The sequence below is a fragment of the Wolbachia endosymbiont of Oedothorax gibbosus genome (assembly GCF_936270145.1).
Classification (GTDB): Bacteria; Pseudomonadota; Alphaproteobacteria; order Rickettsiales; family Anaplasmataceae; genus Wolbachia.
The window spans coordinates 900,237-922,146 of record NZ_OW370537.1; the positions used below are offsets into that span (position 1 = coordinate 900,237).

Annotated in this window: 19 protein-coding genes; 10 read left to right on the forward strand and 9 right to left on the reverse strand. The window is 33.9% G+C overall.

Going from position 1 to position 21,910, the window contains the following annotated elements; all coding sequences use genetic code 11:
• Positions 1 to 100: 100 nt before the first annotated feature.
• Both NBW37_RS04385 and NBW37_RS07630 read right to left on the reverse strand, forming a co-directional pair.
• On the reverse strand, positions 101 to 973 hold the full coding sequence (locus NBW37_RS04385; RefSeq protein WP_250295817.1) for an IS982 family transposase: 873 nt from the start codon (positions 971 to 973) through the stop codon (positions 101 to 103).
• Between the two features lie 39 nt (positions 974 to 1,012).
• Complete coding sequence (locus tag NBW37_RS07630; RefSeq protein ID WP_256466255.1) at positions 1,013 to 1,144, reverse strand: hypothetical protein; 132 nt, start codon at positions 1,142 to 1,144, stop codon at positions 1,013 to 1,015.
• 395 nt (positions 1,145 to 1,539) lie between these two features.
• On the opposite strand from NBW37_RS07630, the gene NBW37_RS04390 reads away from it, so the two are divergent.
• Positions 1,540 to 4,083 carry a hypothetical protein gene (locus NBW37_RS04390; protein WP_250295890.1) on the forward strand — a complete coding sequence of 848 codons (2,544 nt, stop codon included), beginning with the start codon at positions 1,540 to 1,542 and terminating at the stop codon, positions 4,081 to 4,083.
• Positions 4,073 to 10,453 (forward strand): PD-(D/E)XK nuclease domain-containing protein, encoded by a 6,381-nt coding sequence (locus NBW37_RS04395; protein ID WP_250295891.1) that lies wholly within the window; start codon positions 4,073 to 4,075, stop codon positions 10,451 to 10,453. The genes NBW37_RS04390 and NBW37_RS04395 overlap by 11 nt, the downstream gene beginning before the upstream one ends.
• Here NBW37_RS04395 and NBW37_RS04400 read toward each other — a convergent pair.
• Entirely contained in the window at positions 10,428 to 11,324 is an 897-nt protein-coding gene (locus NBW37_RS04400; protein WP_250295892.1) for an Rpn family recombination-promoting nuclease/putative transposase, read from the reverse strand. The genes NBW37_RS04395 and NBW37_RS04400 overlap by 26 nt on opposite strands.
• A 505-nt stretch (positions 11,325 to 11,829) precedes the next feature.
• On the opposite strand from NBW37_RS04400, the gene wmk (NBW37_RS04405) reads away from it, so the two are divergent.
• From wmk (NBW37_RS04405) to NBW37_RS04415, 3 genes are read left to right on the forward strand one after another with little or no spacing between them, the layout of a single operon-like run.
• Entirely contained in the window at positions 11,830 to 12,732 is a 903-nt protein-coding gene (gene wmk / locus NBW37_RS04405) for a WO male-killing family protein Wmk (protein ID WP_250295893.1), read from the forward strand.
• 20 nt (positions 12,733 to 12,752) lie between these two features.
• Entirely contained in the window at positions 12,753 to 13,733 is a 981-nt protein-coding gene (gene wmk / locus NBW37_RS04410) for a WO male-killing family protein Wmk (RefSeq protein WP_250295894.1), read from the forward strand.
• Positions 13,734 to 13,785: 52 nt separating this feature from the next.
• Positions 13,786 to 14,544: a helix-turn-helix domain-containing protein gene (locus NBW37_RS04415; protein ID WP_250295895.1), complete on the forward strand. Its 759-nt coding sequence runs from the start codon at positions 13,786 to 13,788 to the stop codon at positions 14,542 to 14,544.
• Between the two features lie 306 nt (positions 14,545 to 14,850).
• On the opposite strand, the gene NBW37_RS04420 is transcribed toward NBW37_RS04415, so the two are convergent.
• The 4 genes from NBW37_RS04420 to NBW37_RS04435 all read right to left on the reverse strand — a co-directional run bounded on the left by NBW37_RS04420 (position 14,851) and on the right by NBW37_RS04435 (position 16,803).
• A complete protein-coding gene (locus NBW37_RS04420) occupies positions 14,851 to 15,183 on the reverse strand; it encodes a hypothetical protein (RefSeq protein WP_250295896.1) in 333 nt (110 codons plus the stop codon).
• 5 nt (positions 15,184 to 15,188) lie between these two features.
• On the reverse strand, positions 15,189 to 15,455 hold the full coding sequence (locus NBW37_RS04425) for an ankyrin repeat domain-containing protein (RefSeq protein ID WP_250295897.1): 267 nt from the start codon (positions 15,453 to 15,455) through the stop codon (positions 15,189 to 15,191).
• Positions 15,448 to 15,990 carry an ankyrin repeat domain-containing protein gene (locus NBW37_RS04430; protein WP_250295898.1) on the reverse strand — a complete coding sequence of 181 codons (543 nt, stop codon included), beginning with the start codon at positions 15,988 to 15,990 and terminating at the stop codon, positions 15,448 to 15,450. The genes NBW37_RS04425 and NBW37_RS04430 overlap by 8 nt, the downstream gene beginning before the upstream one ends.
• A 174-nt stretch (positions 15,991 to 16,164) precedes the next feature.
• Positions 16,165 to 16,803, reverse strand: a complete 639-nt coding sequence (locus tag NBW37_RS04435; RefSeq protein ID WP_250295899.1) for a hypothetical protein — start codon at positions 16,801 to 16,803, stop codon at positions 16,165 to 16,167.
• Between the two features lie 244 nt (positions 16,804 to 17,047).
• On the opposite strand from NBW37_RS04435, the gene NBW37_RS04440 reads away from it, so the two are divergent.
• The 4 genes from NBW37_RS04440 to NBW37_RS04450 all read left to right on the forward strand — a co-directional run bounded on the left by NBW37_RS04440 (position 17,048) and on the right by NBW37_RS04450 (position 19,579).
• A complete protein-coding gene (locus tag NBW37_RS04440; protein ID WP_250295900.1) occupies positions 17,048 to 18,157 on the forward strand; it encodes an ankyrin repeat domain-containing protein in 1,110 nt (369 codons plus the stop codon).
• Between the two features lie 30 nt (positions 18,158 to 18,187).
• Positions 18,188 to 18,322, forward strand: a complete 135-nt coding sequence (locus NBW37_RS07635) for a hypothetical protein (RefSeq protein ID WP_256466256.1) — start codon at positions 18,188 to 18,190, stop codon at positions 18,320 to 18,322.
• Between the two features lie 18 nt (positions 18,323 to 18,340).
• Positions 18,341 to 19,167 (forward strand): IS5 family transposase gene (locus NBW37_RS04445; protein WP_250295841.1). Its coding sequence is split into 2 segments (ribosomal slippage): positions 18,341 to 18,728 and positions 18,728 to 19,167, totalling 828 coding nucleotides; the frame shifts between segments, so codons are not numbered across the junction.
• A 157-nt stretch (positions 19,168 to 19,324) separates the two neighbouring features.
• Positions 19,325 to 19,579 (forward strand): hypothetical protein, encoded by a 255-nt coding sequence (locus NBW37_RS04450; RefSeq protein WP_250295901.1) that lies wholly within the window; start codon positions 19,325 to 19,327, stop codon positions 19,577 to 19,579.
• On the opposite strand, the gene NBW37_RS04455 is transcribed toward NBW37_RS04450, so the two are convergent.
• Positions 19,576 to 20,439 (reverse strand): hypothetical protein, encoded by an 864-nt coding sequence (locus tag NBW37_RS04455; RefSeq protein ID WP_250295902.1) that lies wholly within the window; start codon positions 20,437 to 20,439, stop codon positions 19,576 to 19,578. The genes NBW37_RS04450 and NBW37_RS04455 overlap by 4 nt on opposite strands.
• Before the next feature lie 18 nt (positions 20,440 to 20,457).
• Positions 20,458 to 20,625, reverse strand: a complete 168-nt coding sequence (locus tag NBW37_RS04460; RefSeq protein WP_250295903.1) for a phage tail protein — start codon at positions 20,623 to 20,625, stop codon at positions 20,458 to 20,460.
• 85 nt (positions 20,626 to 20,710) lie between these two features.
• Here NBW37_RS04460 and NBW37_RS04465 point away from each other — a divergent pair.
• Positions 20,711 to 21,722, forward strand: a protein-coding gene (locus NBW37_RS04465) for an IS630 family transposase (protein ID WP_250295836.1) whose coding sequence is annotated in 2 segments (ribosomal slippage) — positions 20,711 to 21,223 and positions 21,225 to 21,722 — 1,011 coding nt in all. Because the reading frame shifts where the segments join, the coding sequence is not laid out codon by codon here.
• The last annotated feature ends 188 nt before the right edge of the window (positions 21,723 to 21,910 follow it).

Genomic DNA, 21,910 nt, shown 5'->3' on the forward strand with positions numbered 1-21,910 from the left:
CTTGCCAAGCAAATCATTAATTCCTTGAAAATAGGCTATCATTATCATCCATCTCTCCGCCTTTCAAGATGCAAGTAATATTTTCTACCCCAGTTGCGGATTAATCAATATAGTAAAATCTAGAAATACAGGGCTTTTTAGGCTTCATGGAATATGAAACTAATGTGGAAAAGACGTGCACCAAGAAATTTATTGGAGACCTGTGCCTTGAATGCTCAAGCTCAAGTCTGTCTTTTAGGTAGCCAAAAACTGTTTCAATAATCGACCTTTTTCTTAAAAAAATCTTTTCTTCAAGTAGCATTAATGTGTTTTTCATACCTTTTTTTACTTTGGTAACGAGTTTTAGTCCTCTATCGAAGAGTTTTGCAAAGAGCTCTTTCTTTATATAGCCCTTATCACCAAACAAAAGACCAGTCAGTTTTTCAGTTAATTTTGGTACTGGTTTTCTGTCGTCAACGTTACCTTTAGTAAGTGTAACTCCTTGAATTTCACCTTTTTCATTAATTACCATATGCAATTTAAAACCAAAAAACCAGCCATATGTAGTCTTTCCAAGCTTTGCCAATCCTTTGAAAACTTTGTTTCTTGAGATTCTTTTTGGATGGCAAACAGCGATAGATGTTGCATCTATGTACGAAATCCCTGTCATTTTCGACTGCTCACATAGCCATTGCAAAAGTAATGCTAAATACCATAAAACCCTCGGTTTTAGCCTAATAAATCTACTATATGTTGGCAAATTTTGAAACTCAGATCCATATAGTGCTTTCAAATAATATGTATAGAAAGATTTAAAGTCCTCACATCTAGATTGTTGATAAAGTAAAATTATAGTAAGAATTTCAGAATGCGTAATCTCTGGCGTTCTGGTAGGTTTTTTACTGTTTGGCAGGAGTTTTTCTGCGAAATTTTTGTTTATAGCCTTGCAAAAATCGTCTACAAAGCAAAATAATTCTGTTACATTTTTATTCATGGGTAACCTCTCTACTTTTTGATAATATGTTTCCGGAGTTTACCCTATTTCCCTATCTTTTTCACTGACTTCTAATCCGCAACTGGGGTTTTCTGAATGAGCATTTTTAGGCAAAATATTGGAATAACTAGTAGCAACAACAATTTGATTATTTACTTTCCCAAAAAACACAAAAATAGTACCTACCTTTGTGAGAATACGTTGTGTAAAAAACGGGGTTATGAAAATAAAAGCGTGAAATTGTTGCAACAAAGCTAAACAAATTGGTTCGTATGTAAATATGGCTGAAGTAGGCTAATATAGCTGATTTTACGATATAGTAAAATTAATTTAAAGAAAAGTTTATATGGATCTAGCGGTAGACCAACCCATTCCAAGAAAAACACTTCTCAGGCTTGCTGGTTTTGGGCACTGGAAATGGTTTCGATGTTTAAGTTTTTAATAATATATATTGCTAAATTAGTAGTGGTTTATTTGAGAAGAAATGAAGATTTTTTGCCTTAATCCTTTTCTTAAATAAAAAGTCGTGGTAAATTCGAGGCATTGAATGTTTTAGGGAGTGTGGTATGTTATCAGTTGAAGATATTGCAGTAGTAAAAATTGCTGTTGAAATATGTAATAATCCGGAGCTAAAGAGGGAAATACTTTGTGCACCTGGGTCGGATTATGACATAAATAAAGGGAATTATCAGTATGGTAGCAAAAAACAGTGGAATGAAATAATAGAGAAAAAAGCAACGATAATACTAAGAAAACTAGACTTACCGAAAAAGTTGCAGGAAAAAGTAATGGGCATTGTCCCATCAGTTGGGATGAGAATGCTAACTTGGGCAGAATATCATGAAGGTACTCTTGGGTTTTTACGTGAATACAGTGTTAATTTTTTAAATAGTTCTTTTTTTACACAACAAGGGATAATCGATAATAAAAAGGCAGCAGAAGAGTTAATGAAGGACGAGAGCTTAAATATTAAGCAGAAATATAAGTTAGCTTGCCTTTATTGTCTTACAGATCATATTCCTGCTTTATACAGGCAAATGACGAAGGAGGAGTTTTATGATACTGAGAGACCTCAAAGGATCAGCCAATCAGAGTTAGTAAAATTTTGGTCTTATCATCTAATGGGTGAGATAGATAAACTAAAGGGGGAAAAAAACCTAGATCAATATAGACTTGAAAAAGCCGTAGAGAGTGGAAGTAAAGCAGCGGTTGAATATTGCTTAGAGAGAACAAATTTAAGGAGAAAAAAGGATGCTATAGTAGATGCTGCAGTGGAAGCAGTTAAATGTAGAGTTAGAGCAGGGCCATATACCGAAAAAGATCGGGTTGTTTTTCGAAATCAGAGATATAAAGATAGTGAGGAATCATGGGTGCCAAGTGATTACTATGTGGACATCTTGTCTTTTCTTTTATCAAAGATGGGAGAGGATCAACAGATAGAGTTTTTGAAGCAAGATATTAAAGGTGCTAAGTATAAAAGAGAATCCTTTGGAGACCAAAAGCGTTCCAGAGTACTAGAATATTTTTTAAATTGGCCGTATCAGGATTACTTTATGGAGAAAGCAAAATTGATGTGGGAATTTCTGCCAGAAAGGGATTATGCTGTTCTGTTACTAAGGATTTGTGACAAGATTGAGTCTAAAGAGGAACATTTAAAGTATGGTGAAGGGAAAAGCTACGATTATAGAGGGCTTTTAAGGAAATTTTGGTGCCAAAGTCCCGAACGTTACAAGAGGTATGTTTTTAGTAATCAGGAAGTAACTTACAGAACTAATGAACCATTTGAAACTAAAACTGGTGTAGGGTTATTGATTAAGTTACTTACCTTTAAAAATTTCACTTATGAAGATGGACAAAACATTGGGATAATTTTAGCTAGTGCAACCGGTAAAGAGAAAGAAAATATTATCTCTTCTAAAGAGTGGAGAAACTTCTGTATTGGATTAATAAAAGAAGAGAAATGGGAAACACTGAATAGGTTTGTATTAAGCTGTTTTTCATACAAGGAGGAGGCAGATAAATTTAAGAGAGAGTTGATCTTTACAAAAGAAGCTCTGCATATTTGCATTGATTTTGTAAAAAATGATAAATGGAATGCAGCTGAGTTATTTATAAAGTGGAGTTCTCTACCTGAAGAGGAAATAAATAAACTCAAGAAAGAAATGATTTACTCTGAAGATGGAAGGGATGCATGTGTAGATCTAATTTCACCTGATAAAAAAGTAAAAGCTGTTGATCAGTTTATTAGGTGGTGTTTTTCTTCTGAAGAAGAAGTAAAAGCATTTAGAAAAGAGTTAGTTTTTAGTTATGAAGGAGTTTGTAAATGCGTAGACTTAGTAACAGCAGATCAACTAGAACTTGTGAGTGAATTTATCAATTTTTGCCTTTCTTCTGAAGGAGAGGTTAGAGAATTAAAGAAAAATGTGGCCTATAGAAGGGGAAGTTCAGTTTGCGAAAGATTAATATCAGATTACTCAGAAGAAGATATTTACGATGAGCAAGGTTATTATACGGTTGGTCGCACAACTAAATTCAATGGAGGTAAGTGGGAAGAAGTTGAAAAGTTTTTGACTTGGTGTTTTTCGTCCGAAGAGGAAATAAGTGATTTTAAGAAAAATGTATTACTCAAAGAGTCTGGTAAAGAAATTCATTTCAACTTGATTAAATCCAATCAATGGAAAGAAGCTGAAACATTTTTTGCTTGGCTTGGGTTATCTGCTGAAGAAATAAAAAAACTGAAAAAAGAGACTCTTTTTAACTATGATGCAGCTAGTGAGATGTTCAGTGAACTGATGTATAGTGAAGAAGGTGATGAAGAATTTGTTGATTACGGGAGTAAACAAGAAGCAATCGAACTACTTTTAAGGTGGTACTTAACAGATAAAGAAACAGTTCTTGAGTTTAAAGATGAATTCAAGCGTCAGTATTATGGAGAAGTAACTGAGAAACGCAAAGCTGTGTTTGAAAATTTTGATTTGATGATAGAGCAACGTTTGAAAGACTTAGATAAAGAGCAAAAAGGAGTAAAGAGAAAATCTGAAACTTTTTCCCCCAACAAAAGGCTTTGCAATTTAAAGCTTGAAGATAGAGGAGCAGAATATGGCAAATGAACCAAAGGAACTGATAGAGTTATTTTTAACCGGTGGTGTAGGAACAAGTGGAGAAGGCTTTAAAGTGAAATCTTCAAGATTAGTGAGGACGGTACCAAAAATCCATTCACCCCTTAGACCAGAGTTTTTTCCTTATTTCTTTCTTGGGTCGGTTTTAACACTTCCGTATACTGAGTTAAATGGTAAGATTGGTATTAGGAATTCGTGCGTAAAAATAACCAGTGATAAGACAATAAAGCTAGCTTTTAAAATTGAAAAGGATGGGAAGATAAAATTAGTATTTAAGACTATTACTGTTGTTGACGAAATTGGAGATAGGCAGCACCTGGCTATAGATGAATTTAAAGAAGCATTAGGAAGTTTAGGTTTAACTTCTGATAAATTGAATAATTGCGAAACCGAAGGAGAAATAGTCCATATTAAAGATGGAGAGCTAAATATAGAAGAATTGAAGGTAGTAGAAGGAAGAGGAGGAAAAAGCTTAAGTGCAACACTTGGGGAAATAGCTGGTAGTCCATTGCCCAGGATCAGCGAAGACAAAGCAAAATTCAAAAAGGTGAAAAAAAATGTAGCAGTAAGTAATTTTGATAATGCATTGAAAAATTTTTCTAATATCGAGAGTGCAAGAAAAGGTGTAGAAGAGTTTTTGAAAAACTTGGCACAGATATATAGATCAGAAAAAGTACTGCCACAGTTAAAACAGCGAGAGATTGATAAAAGGATGAAATTAGCTGATTCAGAGGCAGCGTATCATGGATTTACGTACGGCGTGATGGCAATGAATTTTAAATATAAATATGCACTAGATATTCGTGCTGAACCCATAGCAGGAAAAGGATATGCGGATTTAATGGTTATTTCACGGTATGATGGAGGTAAAAATAAAAGGTGGGATTCTCCTCTGTGTACTTTTGAAGGAAAACGTGGAGAAAGGGAAACAGCTGAACATGGAGTGGGACAAATAAAGAGAAAAAAATATGATCGATCTCAATCACCTGTCAGAGCTATTGTGAAGACAGAAATAGGTCAAAGCGGAGCAGCTAAAGGACGAGTAAGAGCAGGTTTTAATTATAGTCTTGACCCAGGTGGTGGTGGAGTATTAGTAGAGGATGCACAAGAATTCATTGAACCCAAGAGTTTTAAGGAATTATTTCAAAAAAGTTCTATACCTAAAGGAGAAATAGAAAGAAAGCTCAGTGATTTATATTTCTCAATTGTTCAATCAAACGGTGGTGGTGTAAATACTAATTATTTAAGTAGATTAATTCTAGGCGAATTGCTTGCCGATAGTAGTTTAGAGAAGCATGTGGTTGTATACGATGGTAATGAAGTTTGGAATAGTGAGACTTATACCAAACCAATTCAGATGAATCAGATAATGAGTACATTTGTGCTAAAAGCGCAAGATATTAAGTATGTTATTTTAAATGTAATAGAAGACAAAAATTTCAAGATAGACAAGGGCATCCCACTGCCCGAAGGTGTTGAATATAATCAGTGCATACAAGTTGACATTACAGTAAATCCAGAAGCAAAAGATGGATTTAAAGTAGAAGATGATACAGGGAAATCTTATTACCAAGGCATAGAAATAGGTCCTCCAAAAACCTTTCAAGATGAATATAAAGGTGAGTTCAAAGAGATTAAGCATGTAAATATACCAGACGGTGAAAGTAAATTTCAAAAACAAAATCTGGCAGATGCTTTATTTCCCTTGAGAAGGTTAATTATAGCAGAAAGTGATTTTCAAGCAGTAATACAAGGTTTATTGGCAGCACAAGCATTTGATGAAAAAGCAAAAGCGGAAGGTAAAATTGTAAGAGTATTTACAGAGTCTAACCATCCTGGTAACGGAAAAGCAGACTTAGTATTCTCGATTTTAAAGAATGATGGTGATGGTCAGTACCTCGAAGAAAGGATCGGTCTGATAGAACTCAAGTATGCTAAATCCCAACGAGATGCTGAGACAAAAGGCGCTGAAGGTGCAACTCAAATTAAGAATTATGAATTTAATCTTAAGATTTTGACTGATCTAAACCAAGTTGTAGAATACGTTATAGTCTTTAATTCTGATGCAAAAAGTAGCAAAGATCTCTTAACTGAAACAGAGGAAGAAGAGATAGCTGTTATTCACTCATCACAGGAAGACAATGGGCCTCCTAACAAAAAAGCAAGATGTTCTGAAGAAAGGAAGAAAAGGAGTGTAAGAAAATCATGTGTAGACTCATATGATGAGGAAACTCCTGGAGAGAAAAAAAGGAAAGAAGAACTGATTAAAGAACTATTTGATACTGATGAGATTAAGAAAAGAATAGAGAACATAGAACTTTATAATCAGCTTTTTAAGGTTTCTGATGAGATTTCCAAAGGAGTAACCATCAATGAAGATACCCGAAAAGCATTGATGGAGAAGATTAAAGATATAGACCTAAATTCAATAGATCCAGAGATTAAAGAGATTGTAAAAGAGGTTAAAGAAAGAATAAGTGAGGAGGAAGTAAATAAAGAAGAAATCAGAACTATTTTGACAAGACCTGGGGTGACAGAAAAGGTAGGAAAAGTAGCAGAGAGTGCAGGTCATGCACTTGCAGTATATTTTGTTGCTCAGCATGTGGTAAATGGAGATATAGAAGGGCTTGGTTATGATGCATTAAATTTTGTGATATTGCCAAAAGCTGGTCAAGCAGTATCTGGGAAATTGCTTGAGTTAGGAGTAAAATATGATTCTCAAATGTTGAAAGGATTTTCTCCAATTGCAGGAAGTGCTATAGGAAATTTTCTAGCATTTTCGGGATTAATAAAGTCAATGAAAGGTCTGCGAGATGCAAAAGATCCTATAGATAGAAAATTTGCTAAACTAAACATAGCAACTAATTCCATCGTTATAGAAGCAGAAGTGCCTGCTGTCGCAACAGAGGTAATGTCTTCTATGGGAGTATCGGTTGGAGTAGTGGGAGAGCTTGTAGGACCAGCCGGCACTGTTGTTTCGTTTATTGCTGTTATTGTGTCACATTTTCTTGCAGCAGAATTGAAAGTAGAAAAAGTAGAAGAGTCAATCAAGCTTATAGACGAGGAAAGAACTCAACTTTATTGGCGTTTTGTCTTAGGAATGAAGGCGCATGAATATATAGAACGCAATATGGAGGCAAAAGAAATATACGAGAATTATATGTCAGAAATCATAGATAAATTCAAAGATGACTTTAATACAATAGCTATGACATTGCCTTATATATCACTTACAAGGGAAAAGCGTGGCACTGGAGAAGGAGTGGGTCATTGTCTTATTAACACAACAATACCTGATATTAAGTATGATTTCGGATTCAGTGCAAATGTTGCGTATCCATTTCATAGCTATACTAATTCTAGAGTGATTCCTGAAAGCATTGAAAGTTATAATGTTGTTTGTGGGCCTCAGGATAGTAATGTTAAAGTACAAATCGATGATCATGCTTGCACTGACTGTGTTGTCAATGGAATTGGTTCAGGATGTGATAATTTATATAGCCATAGTAATGTGTTACTAAACAGAACGTTAGAGAAGTTGTCTTTACATCAATATCCACTGAGTTGTAATAATACAGTTGTGTACAATGACGAAGGTTCCGATAAGCATAGAATTGTGTATTACATGAAATCTCGAAGTGCCCTGATACAAAGTGAAAATAGTAATATAACTGTTATTTTTGATGGGGATGATATATCTGTAATTTCCACTAAGCGAAAGGGAGATGTAATCTATAGTACAGAAAATAGGTGCAATTTTTCACAGCCACTAAGGAAACGAGAAGATCATATACTTAGTGGTAATGTCTTCACTCCAGAAATTGGGGAAGTTCATAAATCTGGTAGTAACTTCTTCAGTACAGGAAATATGTATTATTTTTCACAATCATTAAAGAACTGTAAAGTTCATAAACCTGGTGATAATTTCTTCTACATAAAGGGAGATAACTTTTCTTGCAATCTAGGAGAAGAAGGGCAAAAGAATATAGTTGTAGTACAAGGCAACTTTACGGATTCAGGCAATAAAAATATACATGCTATCATTGGAAGTAATACAACTAATTTTATTGAAGTTTCTCACGCAGGGTACGTAGATGGTAAAGGTGGAAATGATACAATAACAGCAAAAAACTCTACCATAGTAGGTGGTAATTTTGGTGACAATATTTACGGCGGAGGAGTGGTATTATTGCCAATGGCTTTGCATGATATTAGTAAAATGATTCATGAAGGTGATAAAAAAACTATTTATAGCGAGGATGGTGAATTAACAATACATGGAAAAGAAATATTAATGAAAACAAGAGATGATTTTTTTGTTACTGCGACTAAAACAGATAGCAGAACTAAAATGGTTACAAATCTTCATATAGTAAATTATAATGGAACAGAAGTGTTGGAAGCACATGATGATTGTGTTCAAGAGTCAATACTTTACGCTGTTGAGGAACTTGCTTTTAGAGAAGGTTCTAAAAATGTAGGTTTTCATTTTATGCATAAATTGTTTAACGGTACACATTTGCATAAAGATACTTCTAGTTCTGTCTTTGTGGATAGTATTCCTTTTATTATTATGTCGGCTTTAAAAGGTAAGTTTCCAAGTAATCCAAACTTTAAAACTACAAGGCAAATGTTTAGCAAGAAGCTTGATGTTGTTATAGGTGATTACGGTCATCATGTCTTTTACGCTAACAAGCAGTCTCATTTTTTTTACTGGGAAGGAGCTGAAAATCTACCTAATCTTTATCTCTTTGATGATAAAAACGTTACTGTGATAATTAACAAAGGAAATGGATTGCTAGATTTTAGTATGGTGAAAAGTGAAGAAGAATACGAAGTAAAAGTTGAAGAAGATGCAGTATTCGTTGTCAAGGGTAATGTAAGTGCGGTGTTACCAATGAATTATAAAAATATTACGGTTACATTTGATCAAAAAGAGTACTATAAACTTCAAGGTGGAAAACTAGAACGTGATTATTGTTCTCATAGCTTAAAAATAGGTGGAAAGTTTAGGGTTAATGGTACTGACTTGTTGAATTATAACTGTTTAATATTTGATACAGATGAAGTATTCTTTTTGAAGTTGGGTAATGATTTGCAATTGGTATCAGATAAAGAGGCATTATCAATATTAGATTATTATAAACCTGATAGTGATGTTTCGAGTAGGAATAATGATATTTCAGATATAATGAGAGTGGGAAAATTTGCTGACAACCTAGATTTGTCAATAAAGTTAAGTAATAGAATTATAAAACCAGGAGAATTTGGAGAAAGAGCTGACAATCCTAGTTCTTTTAAATATTATCGGCCAGATGAAGAAGGATTACAGATTTATCACAATCAACCTAATAACAAGAATGATATTGGTTTAATTGACTTCAAAGATAAGTCTATATTAGATTTTGAAGTAAAAATTGTTAAAAATAGTTTAGTGCTGTTACATAGAAACAATGCTATTGTAAAAGTAGAAAACTGGAATAATTATCCTCCAGCAAGGAAAATGGCGTTTGCTTTTAACGATACAGTTTTGTATAACGCAAAGTGTATCGTTTCCAATTGTAATCGAAAAGATATCGTAGAAGAATTTAAAAAAGAGAAGGCAAAGCTTGTAGAAGAGAGCACACGAAGACATAGGCGTCATCATATAAGACATGAGCATAATCATAGGGGACATCGTAACCATCGCTTACCTATTAAAGAAGTTACAAGTAGTGCTGCAAGATCATCTTCATGGATAAATGTTTTTGCTAACACTATAGTAGATGCTGTTAAAGGTGTTTCTCGATTTATCTCTTCTCCCTTCAAGCCAGCTATAGATATGCAACCTTCTAAAGCTATGACAACTCAAAGCATTGATACAAATGGTACACTACTATTGCTAGATGTGTTCATAAGGAAAATTACAGGTCAAAAGTACGTCTCTACAGCAGATCAGCCTATGCCTTTATTGGAAGCAAGAGGTTATGCATTAAATATTACGACAGAGTTTGAGAGAGTACTAAAAGACACAGCTAAAAGATCTGGTGTTTCGGTAAATGAATCAAGTTTTAACTATTTTAAAACATATCAGGCTGTAGAGGGTAAAATGATAAGTGGTGAATTATCTAAAATACCAACTATCTTGTATTCAGCTATAGAAGAAGCTTATCCGAAAAATGAGAAGTTTTTGAGTATTTTGAAAAGCAATATTGAAAAGATGTTGGATGGACAGCAGATAGTTAATAACAGAAACAGCAGTAATCAAATGCAAAATACGATTGGTACAAGCGATAAAATGCCTCTATCTTCACTTAATAGCATTGCTATAGAGCCTTTAAGTGGTAAGAAAGGAGTTACTTGTGCAGGTCGAGTTGCTTAATCTCATCTATCGAAAGGCCAGTGATTTCAGCGATAACATCGATAGAGACACCGGCCTTAAGTGAGTTTTTAGCCACTTCGATCTTTTCTTCTTCTCTGCCTTTTTCATGTCCGATTTGGATGCCTTCTTGTTTACCTTCGTCTCTGGCATCATCAAGACGTTGTTCCAAGATAGCAGCTTCTTTCTGTAAATCCATGACCCTTTCTTCATAAGCTACCAGATCCTTCTCATTCCAATGAAATTTATCTAACTCATCATATGCAAGCTTTATTATTGGTGATTTTTCTGCTATTTTTCTTAAATCTTCATCTGTAGTATCTTCTGCATAACGGAAAAAAAAACACCACCTTTCTACTGTGCTCTCTAGTTGTTCTACTCTGTTTTTTGTAAATTTAGGCAACTCAATGAAAACGAATTGAAAATCTTTTAGATAATGGCCGTTGGTTTTTATCTCTCGTATATTATGAGTAGAAATATACTCAACCTCTGTAGGAAATAGCGTACTATTGGAAATAGCAATAAAGAATACTTTCTTAAAATCAACGTAATTGCCAGATTGTCTTGAGTAAGCTTTGGCAGCATAAAGTTGTGCACGTTTTTCAAAGCTCTTGTCCTTAGCGAGCTGCATCTCCGCGATGTATCTATTTCCATGAGAATCTTTGCAGAGAACATCAACTATACTTTGTTTATCAGAAGCAATTTCAGGATTCATGATGGTGCTAAGGAACTCAACTTCTTGTATTGCGTTAGCACCAGCAAAGCCTAAGATGTCATTTAAAAAGTGGATAAGGATATTCTTATTTTTTTCAGTGCCGAATATTTTTTTGAATGTCAAATCTAGCTTAGGATCTAAAAATTTAGAAAGAGCCATGAGAAATCAACCTAAAAAGCATTAACAATTATACACAATTCTGAAGAAATATTCAACTCTTTTGTGTTTAAATCTTATTTTTTTAAACTTTGGGTATGTTAGAGAAAAAAACGACTGTCACAGATGGCCTAAGAATAGCATCTTCTGCTTTAGACGTCCATTTGTACATCTTTTACAACCTCTTCTGTAAAGCGCCTTATAAGCCCAGGAGATGGATGTCATGAATTTGGAGCTGTAGAAGATACCCTTTTTAACGCTTTTTGGTGCAAGAGGCTAATCTCCATAAAAGTACGAGCGCTCAATTACGATTATCGTATTATAAAATATTCGAAAAATAATATCAATATTTTTGATAGTAAAATGTATATTAAGTTATAATATACATAGAAGCTCTGTATGACTTAATAGCGTGGGCATTTTAGTTTTTGGTAGTTCTATTGGGTATGCTAGCAAAATTTCTGTCTCAAGCAGCTAAAGGAGATTTTATAGCAGGTTACGCAAAAGAATGACCGCTAGCAACGATAGCCATACTGATTCTTTAGACCGCAAAGTAGGACAGAAAGTAAGAAGTTGTAGGCTAGCGAAGAGATATACTCAAAAGGATTTAGCGAAGAAAATCGGTACAACACGTCAAGTAGTACTACAATATGAAAAAGGAACTCGTAGAATTTCAATTGAAAAGCTATACGCCATAGCAGAAGTGTTATCAGTTAGTGTTACAGATCTTATTCCTTTATCAAATGAAAAAATTTGTCTCAAAGATGAAGAAATACTAAATCTAGTAAGAAAATATAAAAAGATTAATGATCAAGAATTACGCAAGGTATTTTACTTATTAGCAAAATTTGCCCGAGTTAGTGAAGAAAGTAGCAAAAAAACGGAGAGAATAAAAATTGCAAAGGGTCTGGTTAAAGCAGGAATTTCTGTTGATGTTGTCTCAAAAACAATTGGCTTATTCGCTAATGAATGTACCAATTGTTCTATACACTACAAAATAGGAAAAAAGATAAAAGAATGGAGGCTAGTACCTCAGGAAGATTTAGCGAAGAAAATCGGTGTGACACGTCACAAAATAAGCAAATACGAGCAAGGAGAAACTGCTGTTCCGCTTGACAAATTATATGAGATAGCAGAAGCATTATCAATTAGCGTTATAGATCTACTACCTGAATTAACAGAAGACGACAAAGTAGAAAATGAACTGCCGAGTATAATTGAAGAATACAAGAAAATTGAGAGTCAAGAATTACGCCATGCGCTAATAAAAACGTTGTTTGAAGGCATACTAATTTATGAGAAAAAAATTAGAAAAGCAGAGAGAATAAAAGTTGCCAAGGATCTAGTAAAAGAAGGAATTTCGATTGATATTATTTTGCAAACACTTGGTATATCTGCTAGCATGATTTGAAAGTTTTGTACATTAAGTTTATGTTTGTTCCTGTAAGAAAAGTTAGCGACTACGTTAATCTAGTTGGCTCTATAAGCTACGAGATAGGGCAAAAAATAGAAAATTGTAGGTTAATGCAAGGATATACACAAGCAGAGCTAGCAAGTAAGACCGAGTTAACATACCAAGAAATAAACAACTATGAACTAGGATATATTCTTATTCCAATTGAAGTATCATATAAAATAGCAGAGGCATTATTAGTTAATGTTATAGATCTATTACCTGAACCAGTAGTAGTAAGGAAAGATAGTTATTGCGAAGATGAGGATGAAGAAATACTCTATCTAACAGGAATATATGAGGATCATCAAGAGCTGCGCAAGGTAATACGTCCATTGATTAGGTCTGTCTACCTTAGTGAAAAAATTAATCAAGAGGGAGCAAGAATAGAAATTGCAAAGAACCTAGTTAAAGAAGGAGTGTCTGTTGAGATTATCTCCCAAACAACCGGCTTATCTATCTATGAATATGATAATGCAGAAGAAGAAATTTGCACTGATTCTATATACTACAAAATAGGGCAGAGAATAAAAGAATGGAGGTTGATAAGGAGAAATACTCAAAAAGATTTGGCGGATAAAGTTGGTTTAACAGCTAAGGAAATACACGAATACGAAAGAGGATACACTGCTGTTCCATTTGACAAATTGTATGAAATAGCAGAGGTGTTATCAGTTAACATTAAAGCTCTGCTGCCTAAAACAAGAAAAAATGAGGATGGTAAGGAAGAAAATAGACTATTGGGTTTTCTAAGTAAGTATAGAAAAACTGAGGATCAAAAATCAGTAGCTATATTAGATGGGTTAGTAAAATCTTTATCTGAAAGTATGGAAATTGACAAAGAAAAAGTTAAAAAAGCAGAGAAAATCAAGGTTGCAAAGGATCTAGTTAAGGCAGGTGTTGCTATTGATATTATCTTGCGAACGACTGGTTTATCATCTGATGAAATTGACAGATAAATAAAGTTGAAAAAAACAGGAGCTTTAATAAAATTTTATAATAATGTACTATATGTTTGTACTGCAAATGAGTGAAAACATGAGTACCGAAAAGAAGATAGATACTGATTCTTTATGCTATCAAATAACTCAAAAGGTAAAAGATGTTAGGTTAGAACTAGGATACTCTCAGGCGGATTTCGCAGAAAAAACTGGTGTAGCAAAGTCACTAATAGGAAAGTACGATCGAGGGGTACACAACATTCAACCTGAAACGCTCGAGAAGATAGCAAAAAAATTATCTTGTGATATTGAAATTTTCTTTCCTAAGCCAACAGTTTGTGAAGACAAGGAGGCATTTAATTTAGTGCAAATCCTGAAAAGAATTAAGGACCAGGAAGTTCGTGATGCAGTGTGTGTACTAACTAGATTTTTGTCAAAAGGAATGCAAATTAGCAAGGTTATAACAGAGGTAAGACCTGTAAAATACCAAATGGTACAAAAGGCAAAAGATTGGCGGTTTGCAAAGGGGTATACACAGGAGGAATTAGCGGATAAAAGCGGAATATTCAAGTCACAAATAGTCAGGTATGAACAAGGGGATGCATCGTTCAAAATAGCACCTAAAATTGCAGGAGGATTGTCATTACATTCTGGAGCCCTACTGCCTACATCAAAAGCGGAAAGTTATTGTGAAAATGAGGATGGTCAAGGAGAAAACAAGATATTGAGTATAATGCAAGAATATCAAAAAATTGATAATCAAAAGTTAAAAGATTTATTGTATTCGTTTTTGTCTGAGGTTGTAAAGATTAGTGAAGAGAAGGCTTGAAACTTTATTCAATATTTTTATAGACAAGGTATACCTTTATAAGCATAATATGTAGCATTTTTAACAAAAACTTTATATATATGCCTTAAATTTAAGGAAACTTTTTTCTGTAAATAGAGAGGGGGTAAAGATGAGGAAGCTATGGAAAATAATAAGGGCTATAAAGGGTGTATCTATAGAGTGATACATTATTTTGTGAGCCTGAATTATCATATTGGAAAATATACCTGTTGTAAAACTTTTTATAAAGAATAAAAAAGGCATACTAACTTCAGCAGCGAAAGAGAAACACACAGGCAAACGGAGCTACCTTCCCCTTCCCTTATACTTACCTTGAGTTGAAGCTTGAGCTTTCACAAATAGCTCCCAATATCCCTTCTCATCGCCTTCTTTTTGTATCAATTGAGCTAAACGCTGCATCAACCCATCATTCAGTATAACCATTCGTGTCCATTTGCCCACTGGTTTCGCAATATCGACTACTTTTAGATTTTCTTTGTAAACCTGAAAGTTATATTCTGTTTTCTTTTCACTCTCTCTCAAATGGAACGTTCTGACGAGGTTTTTGCTGAAAAAAAGAAATATTTTAATAGCAATGATTAGTATTATGCCACATATAGAAATCTGCTCGTAAGACATCTCCACTACTCTAAAATGATTCCATGAAGCAGAAACAATGCTACAATTTTTTTGTTTCGATTTGCTACAGCGTTTTCCAGTGCTGTATAACCTTCTGTAGAGTTATAAAAACATTTCAGATAAACATTTGCTTTTTTACTCAGCAATAATTCCACAATTTCTTTATTGCCATTCATAACAGCCAGATGTAGCGGAGTACAACCATCTCTTCCGATTGCATTAATATCTGCTCTATTTTGCAATAAAAGCTCCACATGATCTTTTTTATTCAATGAAACTGCAAGGTGAAGAGGCTTCTATATTTTTAATTTCAAGAAAAGCCCCTCCCTTTATCAGCAATCCCAACATTACTCCGTCAGCATATTGTACAGCCAAATGAAGAGGAGACTCACCTAGACGATTTAGGCAATTAATGTCTGCACCAAATTGCAATAACTTTTGCATAACGTCCAGATATCTATATTTTACTGAATAATGCAAAGGAGTGTCGCCATCGATATTCTGAGCACTAACATTTTTGCTCATTACTACAATAACCTCTGCTATTGCTGTGGATCCATATTGAGAGGCAATGTGTAGTACTGTATTGCCCTTTCTATTTACTGCATCAACATTAGCATCATATTTTACAAGGAATAGAAATAAGTTGTAAAGATTGCGTTTTGCAGAGAAATGTAAAATTTTAGTACCAAATCTACTATTGATAATAGTTTTGATAGTCTTGAAAACGATCAATGAAAGAAGACTAGGATTTCTAAACTCATAAATCTTCTTGGAAGCGTCTTGTAAAATTTTTTCGATCTTCACAACAACCTCACAAAAAATGTGTTTGTATATGAGTATGCAGCGATAAATGTTTTTAAATTATTAACTCTTGCACTCATTTTTAGGTTATTTTACAAAGAAAAGTTACGCTTTGCTAGTACTATTTATTTAATAGATAATATTTAAATAAAAATAGAAAAGTATTTAATAAATCTATTAGTGAAGATCTCTGGAACTTTGCTTGCTTACCGATTCAATAGACACATCTTGAATTTCTTCTTTCGGCTTTCCTGCTTCAGCTATAGCTTCTTCTTGAATTGCTACTTCTTTAGATTCTGCTGCTAATTTGCGTTGTTTGATAACTTTCTTTAACGTCTTCACAGCTATAAAATTAATACTGAAAACGCATGCCGAAGTTATGGCTAACGCTGGCAGAGGAGCTAGGCTGAATGTTGGTAGAATTGCCACAATTGTAGCAGATGTTAGTAAAAATGCTAACTTCTTGCTCCCGATTATCTTGTTTTTCTTGGACTTTATTGGGTTTAATTTTTTTATTTTCCCTTTTAGCTTTTTGAAGCCTTTTTTGAATATGCTACCCTTTTTTAGCTCTTTCTCTACGGGTTTTGCTTTCTTCACTTTTAAACTTTTTATTTTTTCTTTTATTCCTTTTTTATCTTTTTTTACTTTAGAGGAGCATAGGTTAGGTTTCACCACAATTTCAGAGAGCGGTTTTGGCTTATCGTTTGAAATTTTAACTTCTTGATCCTTAGTTACGGCTTTATGTTTTTTGGGCGAAACTATGTTTTTTAAACCTTTCTTTGCTTTGTGGTATAATTTCTTTAGTTTGCTTGGCATCGTTTATAGTTCAATATTGCAGAATCTATCTATTGTTTCCTGGTTGTCCTCTATCATTGCATTTGCTTCTTGCTGAAGATATTTGATCATCTTTCTTGCATAATCCAGCTATAACAATACCAGCCTCTAAAGAAGATATCGATGCTGTGGAGTGAGCAATTGAGAAAGTTCTATGGGGCAGTGCACAACCCTTGACTTCCTTTAGCTTTATTGTATAATTAAAAAATTTTTCAAGGCTAGTAATATGCGTCCTCTATCTCAATATAAGAAATTCAGAAATATATTTGAAAAGTTAATCAGTGATATCAATTCTGATCAGGGTAGCTCAATTGAAATTATTGATGAGATAAAAAAAGAATTAAAAAAAGAACTTCCTTCTATATATGAAGAATGGAAAAATAGTAAGTTTGACATAAACTTTAAGTTTAAATTACAAATTCCTGCAATAAAGATTACAGAAACAACATTATTGCATTTGGCTGTTTTAGAGCAAAGCATTCCATGTACGTCAGTAATTCGTTACTTATTGAATACAGGGGCTAATCCAAATTTACAGGATTCAGATAATAAAACTCCATTATATGTTGCTAACATTACTGACGGAGATAAAAATAAGGAAGTAGTGGAGCTATTGCTGGGAAAAAAAGCAGATCCAAATATAGCGAAGTATAATGGACAAACCCCATTGTATGCAGCTTGCATGTTTTGTGATGAAGGTTTTAACGTAGAAACAATAAAACTTCTGCTAAAAAGTGGAGCAGATATTAATAAAAGAGATGACAAAAGAAACACTCCCCTACATCAACTTGTTGAAAAATCTATTGGAACATCAGAAAATTCACCAGTCTATTTGAAAGAACAAAGCTTGGAATTAGTAAAGCTTTTCGTAAAACATGGCGCAAGTATTTATACTAGAAATAAGAGTGGTAAAACTCCTAAAGGTTTCATTAAAATGATGCGTAGTAGCACTCTTCCCATGAATAGAGATTTGGCATGTTCTATAGAGAAATTTCTAGAAGAACAAGAATCCTCAAGAGAATACCACGGAAAGTTACTCAAATTATTAGAGCAAACTAAGGACCTCAAGTTCCTTACTGAAATGATAACAGAAAATGGAGTAATGAGTGAAAAAGGTATTCAAATATGTAGTCAAGCAATACCTAAAATACTTGGAATATCAGGTATAGAAATTGCCGTTAAAGGTACTATTGTCGAAGGTGAGATCGAAAAAAGGTTTTCTCATGGAACAGGGTGGCCTGTTGTTGATGTTGAAGGTAATCTTCTTAAATATCATGATTTATTTAATAGGCTTATTTCTTTCTTTGAAAAAAATTCTGTAATTAAAAATCTGTAACATCCAAAACCAGATTTCCTGGGGTGCAAAGTGCGTGACTATGTTATCTCTAACTTAGAGGCTATAAAACAAGAATTTTGGGATGAGCATATAGTTGATAGTATACCTGAAACAGAAAAAGAGGAAGATAATAGACTTCTTTCAAAATTGAGGGAGAGAGAGTAAGATCAAGTATTTGGAAGCATGAAATATAAGGAAATAGAAAAGTTAGAAGGAGAAAAGTTTCGACGTTTAACGGGGGTAAAAAAATCAACATTTAAGAGAATGGTAGAAATTCTAGATGAGGAGGATAAAAGGAAAAAAGCTAGAAGTGGAAGAAAAAGCAAACTTTGTATAGAAGATAGATTACTTATGGCACTGGAATATATGAGAGAATATCGTACATATTTTCATATAGGACAAAGTTATGGCATGAGTGAAAGCAACTGTTTTAAAATAATAAGGTGGGTAGAAGACACATTAATAAAACATCCAGATTTTGCATTACCAGGAAAAAAAGATCTATTAAATAGTAATGTAGAATACGAAGTTTTGGTAATAGATGGAACTGAAACAGCAGTAGAAAGGCCAAAAAAAAGCAAAAGCGCTTTTACTCTGGAAAGAAAAAAAGGCATACTATAAAAACACAAATAGTAACAGAGAAGAAGAGTAAAAAGGTCGTATGTACATCTTTCTCCAATGGTAGAAAACATGATTTTCGGATGTTTAGAGAATCAAAGATAGCAATATTACCGCAAACTAAGATCCTAGCTGATTCTGGTTACAGAGGAATGCAAAAGATACATAAAAATGTTGAATTACCACATAGAAGATCAAAAAAGAATCCTTTATCAAAGGAGAAAAAAGCAGAAAATAGATCTCTCTCTATACGAAGAGTGGTAGTTGAAAACGTAATCGGCTTATTGAAAAGGTTTAAAATCATTTCTGACAGATATAGAAATCGACGAAAACGTTTTGGCTTAAGATTTAATTTGATTGCCTCTATTCACAATAGAGAGCTCCTTTCATGAATTTTGAAAGAAGTCTAATGTAACGGCACGACATGTTGTACAAAAAGAATCTGACAAAGATGATCAGGGTACTGTAAAACAGCATGATAAGAAAAAACCAAAAGATAATGCTGATAGCAAAGAAAAAAGAGAGGAGGCAGCTAGTGAGAAAACAGTAATGGGACACCCTCCTATTAATTCTGGTGTTTATTCTCAAAAAGAGCCACCAATATTTTCTAGGAAACAAAAAATCGCAATTGCTGTTGGTATTGTTGCTGCACTAGTAACAGCTTTGGTCTGTTATTCAGTTGAACTACCTGTCTTAGCAATAGCTATACCCGCGTTAATAGCCGGGGTTGGTGCTTACATGATATCAAGCAAGCTCTATGATATTTCCATCTGTAATGGTGCTAGCCAACAGCCTGGGCTTTAACGTGGCTTATGTAAATCATTAACCTGGCTTACAGATGGTTCTCCTATAAAAGTTCGTGGTATAGGGTTTTGTTTTAATAACTCGTTACGATGTCTATTCAATCGCTCTACAAGTGGATCTCTTATACGGGTTTCTATTGTATTATCACTATGACTACTTACTTCTTTCTTATAATGAGCATCAGAGTCTATAAAACTTTGCTCTTCACTTTGACTTATCTCTTTTGCCTTTTGCACAACATAAGAATAATTTTCTGATAAAATTGAACTCATGTGGTGAGATATGAATTGCTCAACTTTTTCGCAAAGTGATTGCTTCCACTGATCAATTACTTCTCGCTCAAAATTCTGATACTCTTCTTCATTAAAGTCTATTGCATTATCTGCATTATTATTCCTCAATCTTGCATCTATTTGCCTTTGCATATTATTCAAAAAATTCTTTACCGTTGGCTTTTCAGATAAAATACAATCGATAAGACTTGGAACCATACAGCGAATAACAGCAAGTGGCTTTTTCTTTCCCATTCCGTAGCTCAGTTGATAATCATCAGTTAGAAGGTCTACCATCTTCTTTGTTTCCTCTTTTCCTAACCTATTATAACTCATTCGCAAGCTTTGGAAAACTCCATGATTTCTCAACTCTTCCGTAATCTTTGCTGAGACAGAAGTACTTATATTTCTGCGCGATACCGCAAGAAGCATTTCAGTATTGAATTCAGCTGCTTTGTCATATAAGCCAATCATTATTCCTGCCTTTGTACTACTTACAATCTCGCTCACAATTCTTTCTCCCTCTTGAACACTGCTTTCTGCAATACTGATTGACTCACCAACCTGGAGCCCGAATGCTTCCAACAAATATAATCCAGCATTTCTTTATCCTTGGTAAAATAGTAAATCATAGCTTTTTAACTTCAATTGAAACTCGATCTTTCTTGGCAATCCACATGGAAAAGATGATCCCTGCTTTTCTTCTATATGGGTAATTATAAAGTTTCCTAGTATCTTTCCTGAACCATCAACTAAAACATTTGGCTCACGCATATTCCTTATACCAATCTCCACTAATAGATAGACAAATAGTAAAAACTACAAATAATTGAGGCTAGAAAGAATAAATATGTAGTTTATGGCAGGAAAAAGTAAAGCAATAGGAGAAGAACTATATAATCAATGCAAGTTAGAATTAAAAAAATATGGAATAAGAGGAGAGATAGGAAGAAGGTTACAAGCAATAATATCAGCAAAGGAGTATGGTATCTCAAAAGTTGCTAAAATATATAGAATTACGAGAACGACATTAATGAAATGGATTGCAAGATTTAAAGAAAAAGGTGTTATTGGGTTTGCAATACAGCCAGGGCGAGGACCTAAACCAAAACTGAACGAGGAGAAGAAGGAAAAAATAAGAGAGGTAATAGAAGAAGATGGGGCAAATCTGACTGCTAAAAAATTGCAAGGTATAGTTGAAGGAATGTTAGCTATCAAAGTAAGTGAGTCAACGGCGAGAAGGCTTATGAAGAAGCTAGGATTTACATATATCACACCTCGTCCAGCACATTATAAACAAGACAAAAACAAACAAGAGGAGTTCAAAAAAAATCTCAATGAAATTGTGGAAAAGAACCGGAAAAAGGAGGTTTTTTTTCGATGAATCGAGATTTGGAACGCACTCAAAAGTTGGACATGGATGGTTTAAAAAGGGCTCAAGAACACAAGTTAAAGTAAAAATCGGAAGAGAAAACTTCTATCTTTACAGCGCTGTAAATCCCAGGAATGGAGAGGATATTAGCCTACTTGCTCCACATGTAAACACAGATTGCATGAACATATTTTTGGAGCAGATGTCGAAAGATTTGGGGACTAGAGAAGCTTTTCTTATCATGGATTGCGCAAGTTGGCATAGGTCTAAAGGTTTAAAAACTCCTGAAAATATCACCATAATTTATTTGCCGCCGTACTCGCCTGAGCTCAATCCTGTGGAAAGATTTTGGCAACATTTAAAGGAAAATATAATAAAGAACAAGATGTATGACTCTATTAAATTACTTGAAAATGCTGTATCTGAATTTATTCGAGATATTACGGAAAGTTCGATCAAAACCATTTGCTCTGTGAATTATTTGTCTAGTTATTTATGAGGGTTGGTATTAGTTGTTCTAAACTACTATTTTGACGATGTGGATAAATCACTCCTGTTAAATCAATATTCTCAATTCCTGAGCCGATATTCTGCAGTGATGTCTTCTCGATACATTCAATTGTATGCCACCTATGCTCTTTACTACGCCTGAGGCTTACTGGATCAAATTTAAATTGCCCGAGTAAC

Coding starts and splice junctions, on each gene's coding strand:
- NBW37_RS04390 (WP_250295890.1), top strand. CDS start 1,540: ATGTTATCAGTTGAAGATATTGCAGTAGTAAAAATTGCTGTTGAAATA.
- NBW37_RS04420 (WP_250295896.1), bottom strand. CDS start 15,183: ATGTCTTACGAGCAGATTTCTATATGTGGCATAATACTAATCATTGCT.
- NBW37_RS04450 (WP_250295901.1), top strand. CDS start 19,325: ATGGGACACCCTCCTATTAATTCTGGTGTTTATTCTCAAAAAGAGCCA.
- NBW37_RS04415 (WP_250295895.1), top strand. CDS start 13,786: ATGTTTGTACTGCAAATGAGTGAAAACATGAGTACCGAAAAGAAGATA.
- wmk (WP_250295893.1), top strand. CDS start 11,830: ATGACCGCTAGCAACGATAGCCATACTGATTCTTTAGACCGCAAAGTA.
- NBW37_RS04400 (WP_250295892.1), bottom strand. CDS start 11,324: ATGGCTCTTTCTAAATTTTTAGATCCTAAGCTAGATTTGACATTCAAA.
- NBW37_RS04435 (WP_250295899.1), bottom strand. CDS start 16,803: ATGCCAAGCAAACTAAAGAAATTATACCACAAAGCAAAGAAAGGTTTA.
- NBW37_RS04385 (WP_250295817.1), bottom strand. CDS start 973: ATGAATAAAAATGTAACAGAATTATTTTGCTTTGTAGACGATTTTTGC.
- NBW37_RS04460 (WP_250295903.1), bottom strand. CDS start 20,625: ATGCGTGAGCCAAATGTTTTAGTTGATGGTTCAGGAAAGATACTAGGA.
- NBW37_RS04440 (WP_250295900.1), top strand. CDS start 17,048: ATGCGTCCTCTATCTCAATATAAGAAATTCAGAAATATATTTGAAAAG.
- wmk (WP_250295894.1), top strand. CDS start 12,753: ATGTTTGTTCCTGTAAGAAAAGTTAGCGACTACGTTAATCTAGTTGGC.
- NBW37_RS04395 (WP_250295891.1), top strand. CDS start 4,073: ATGGCAAATGAACCAAAGGAACTGATAGAGTTATTTTTAACCGGTGGT.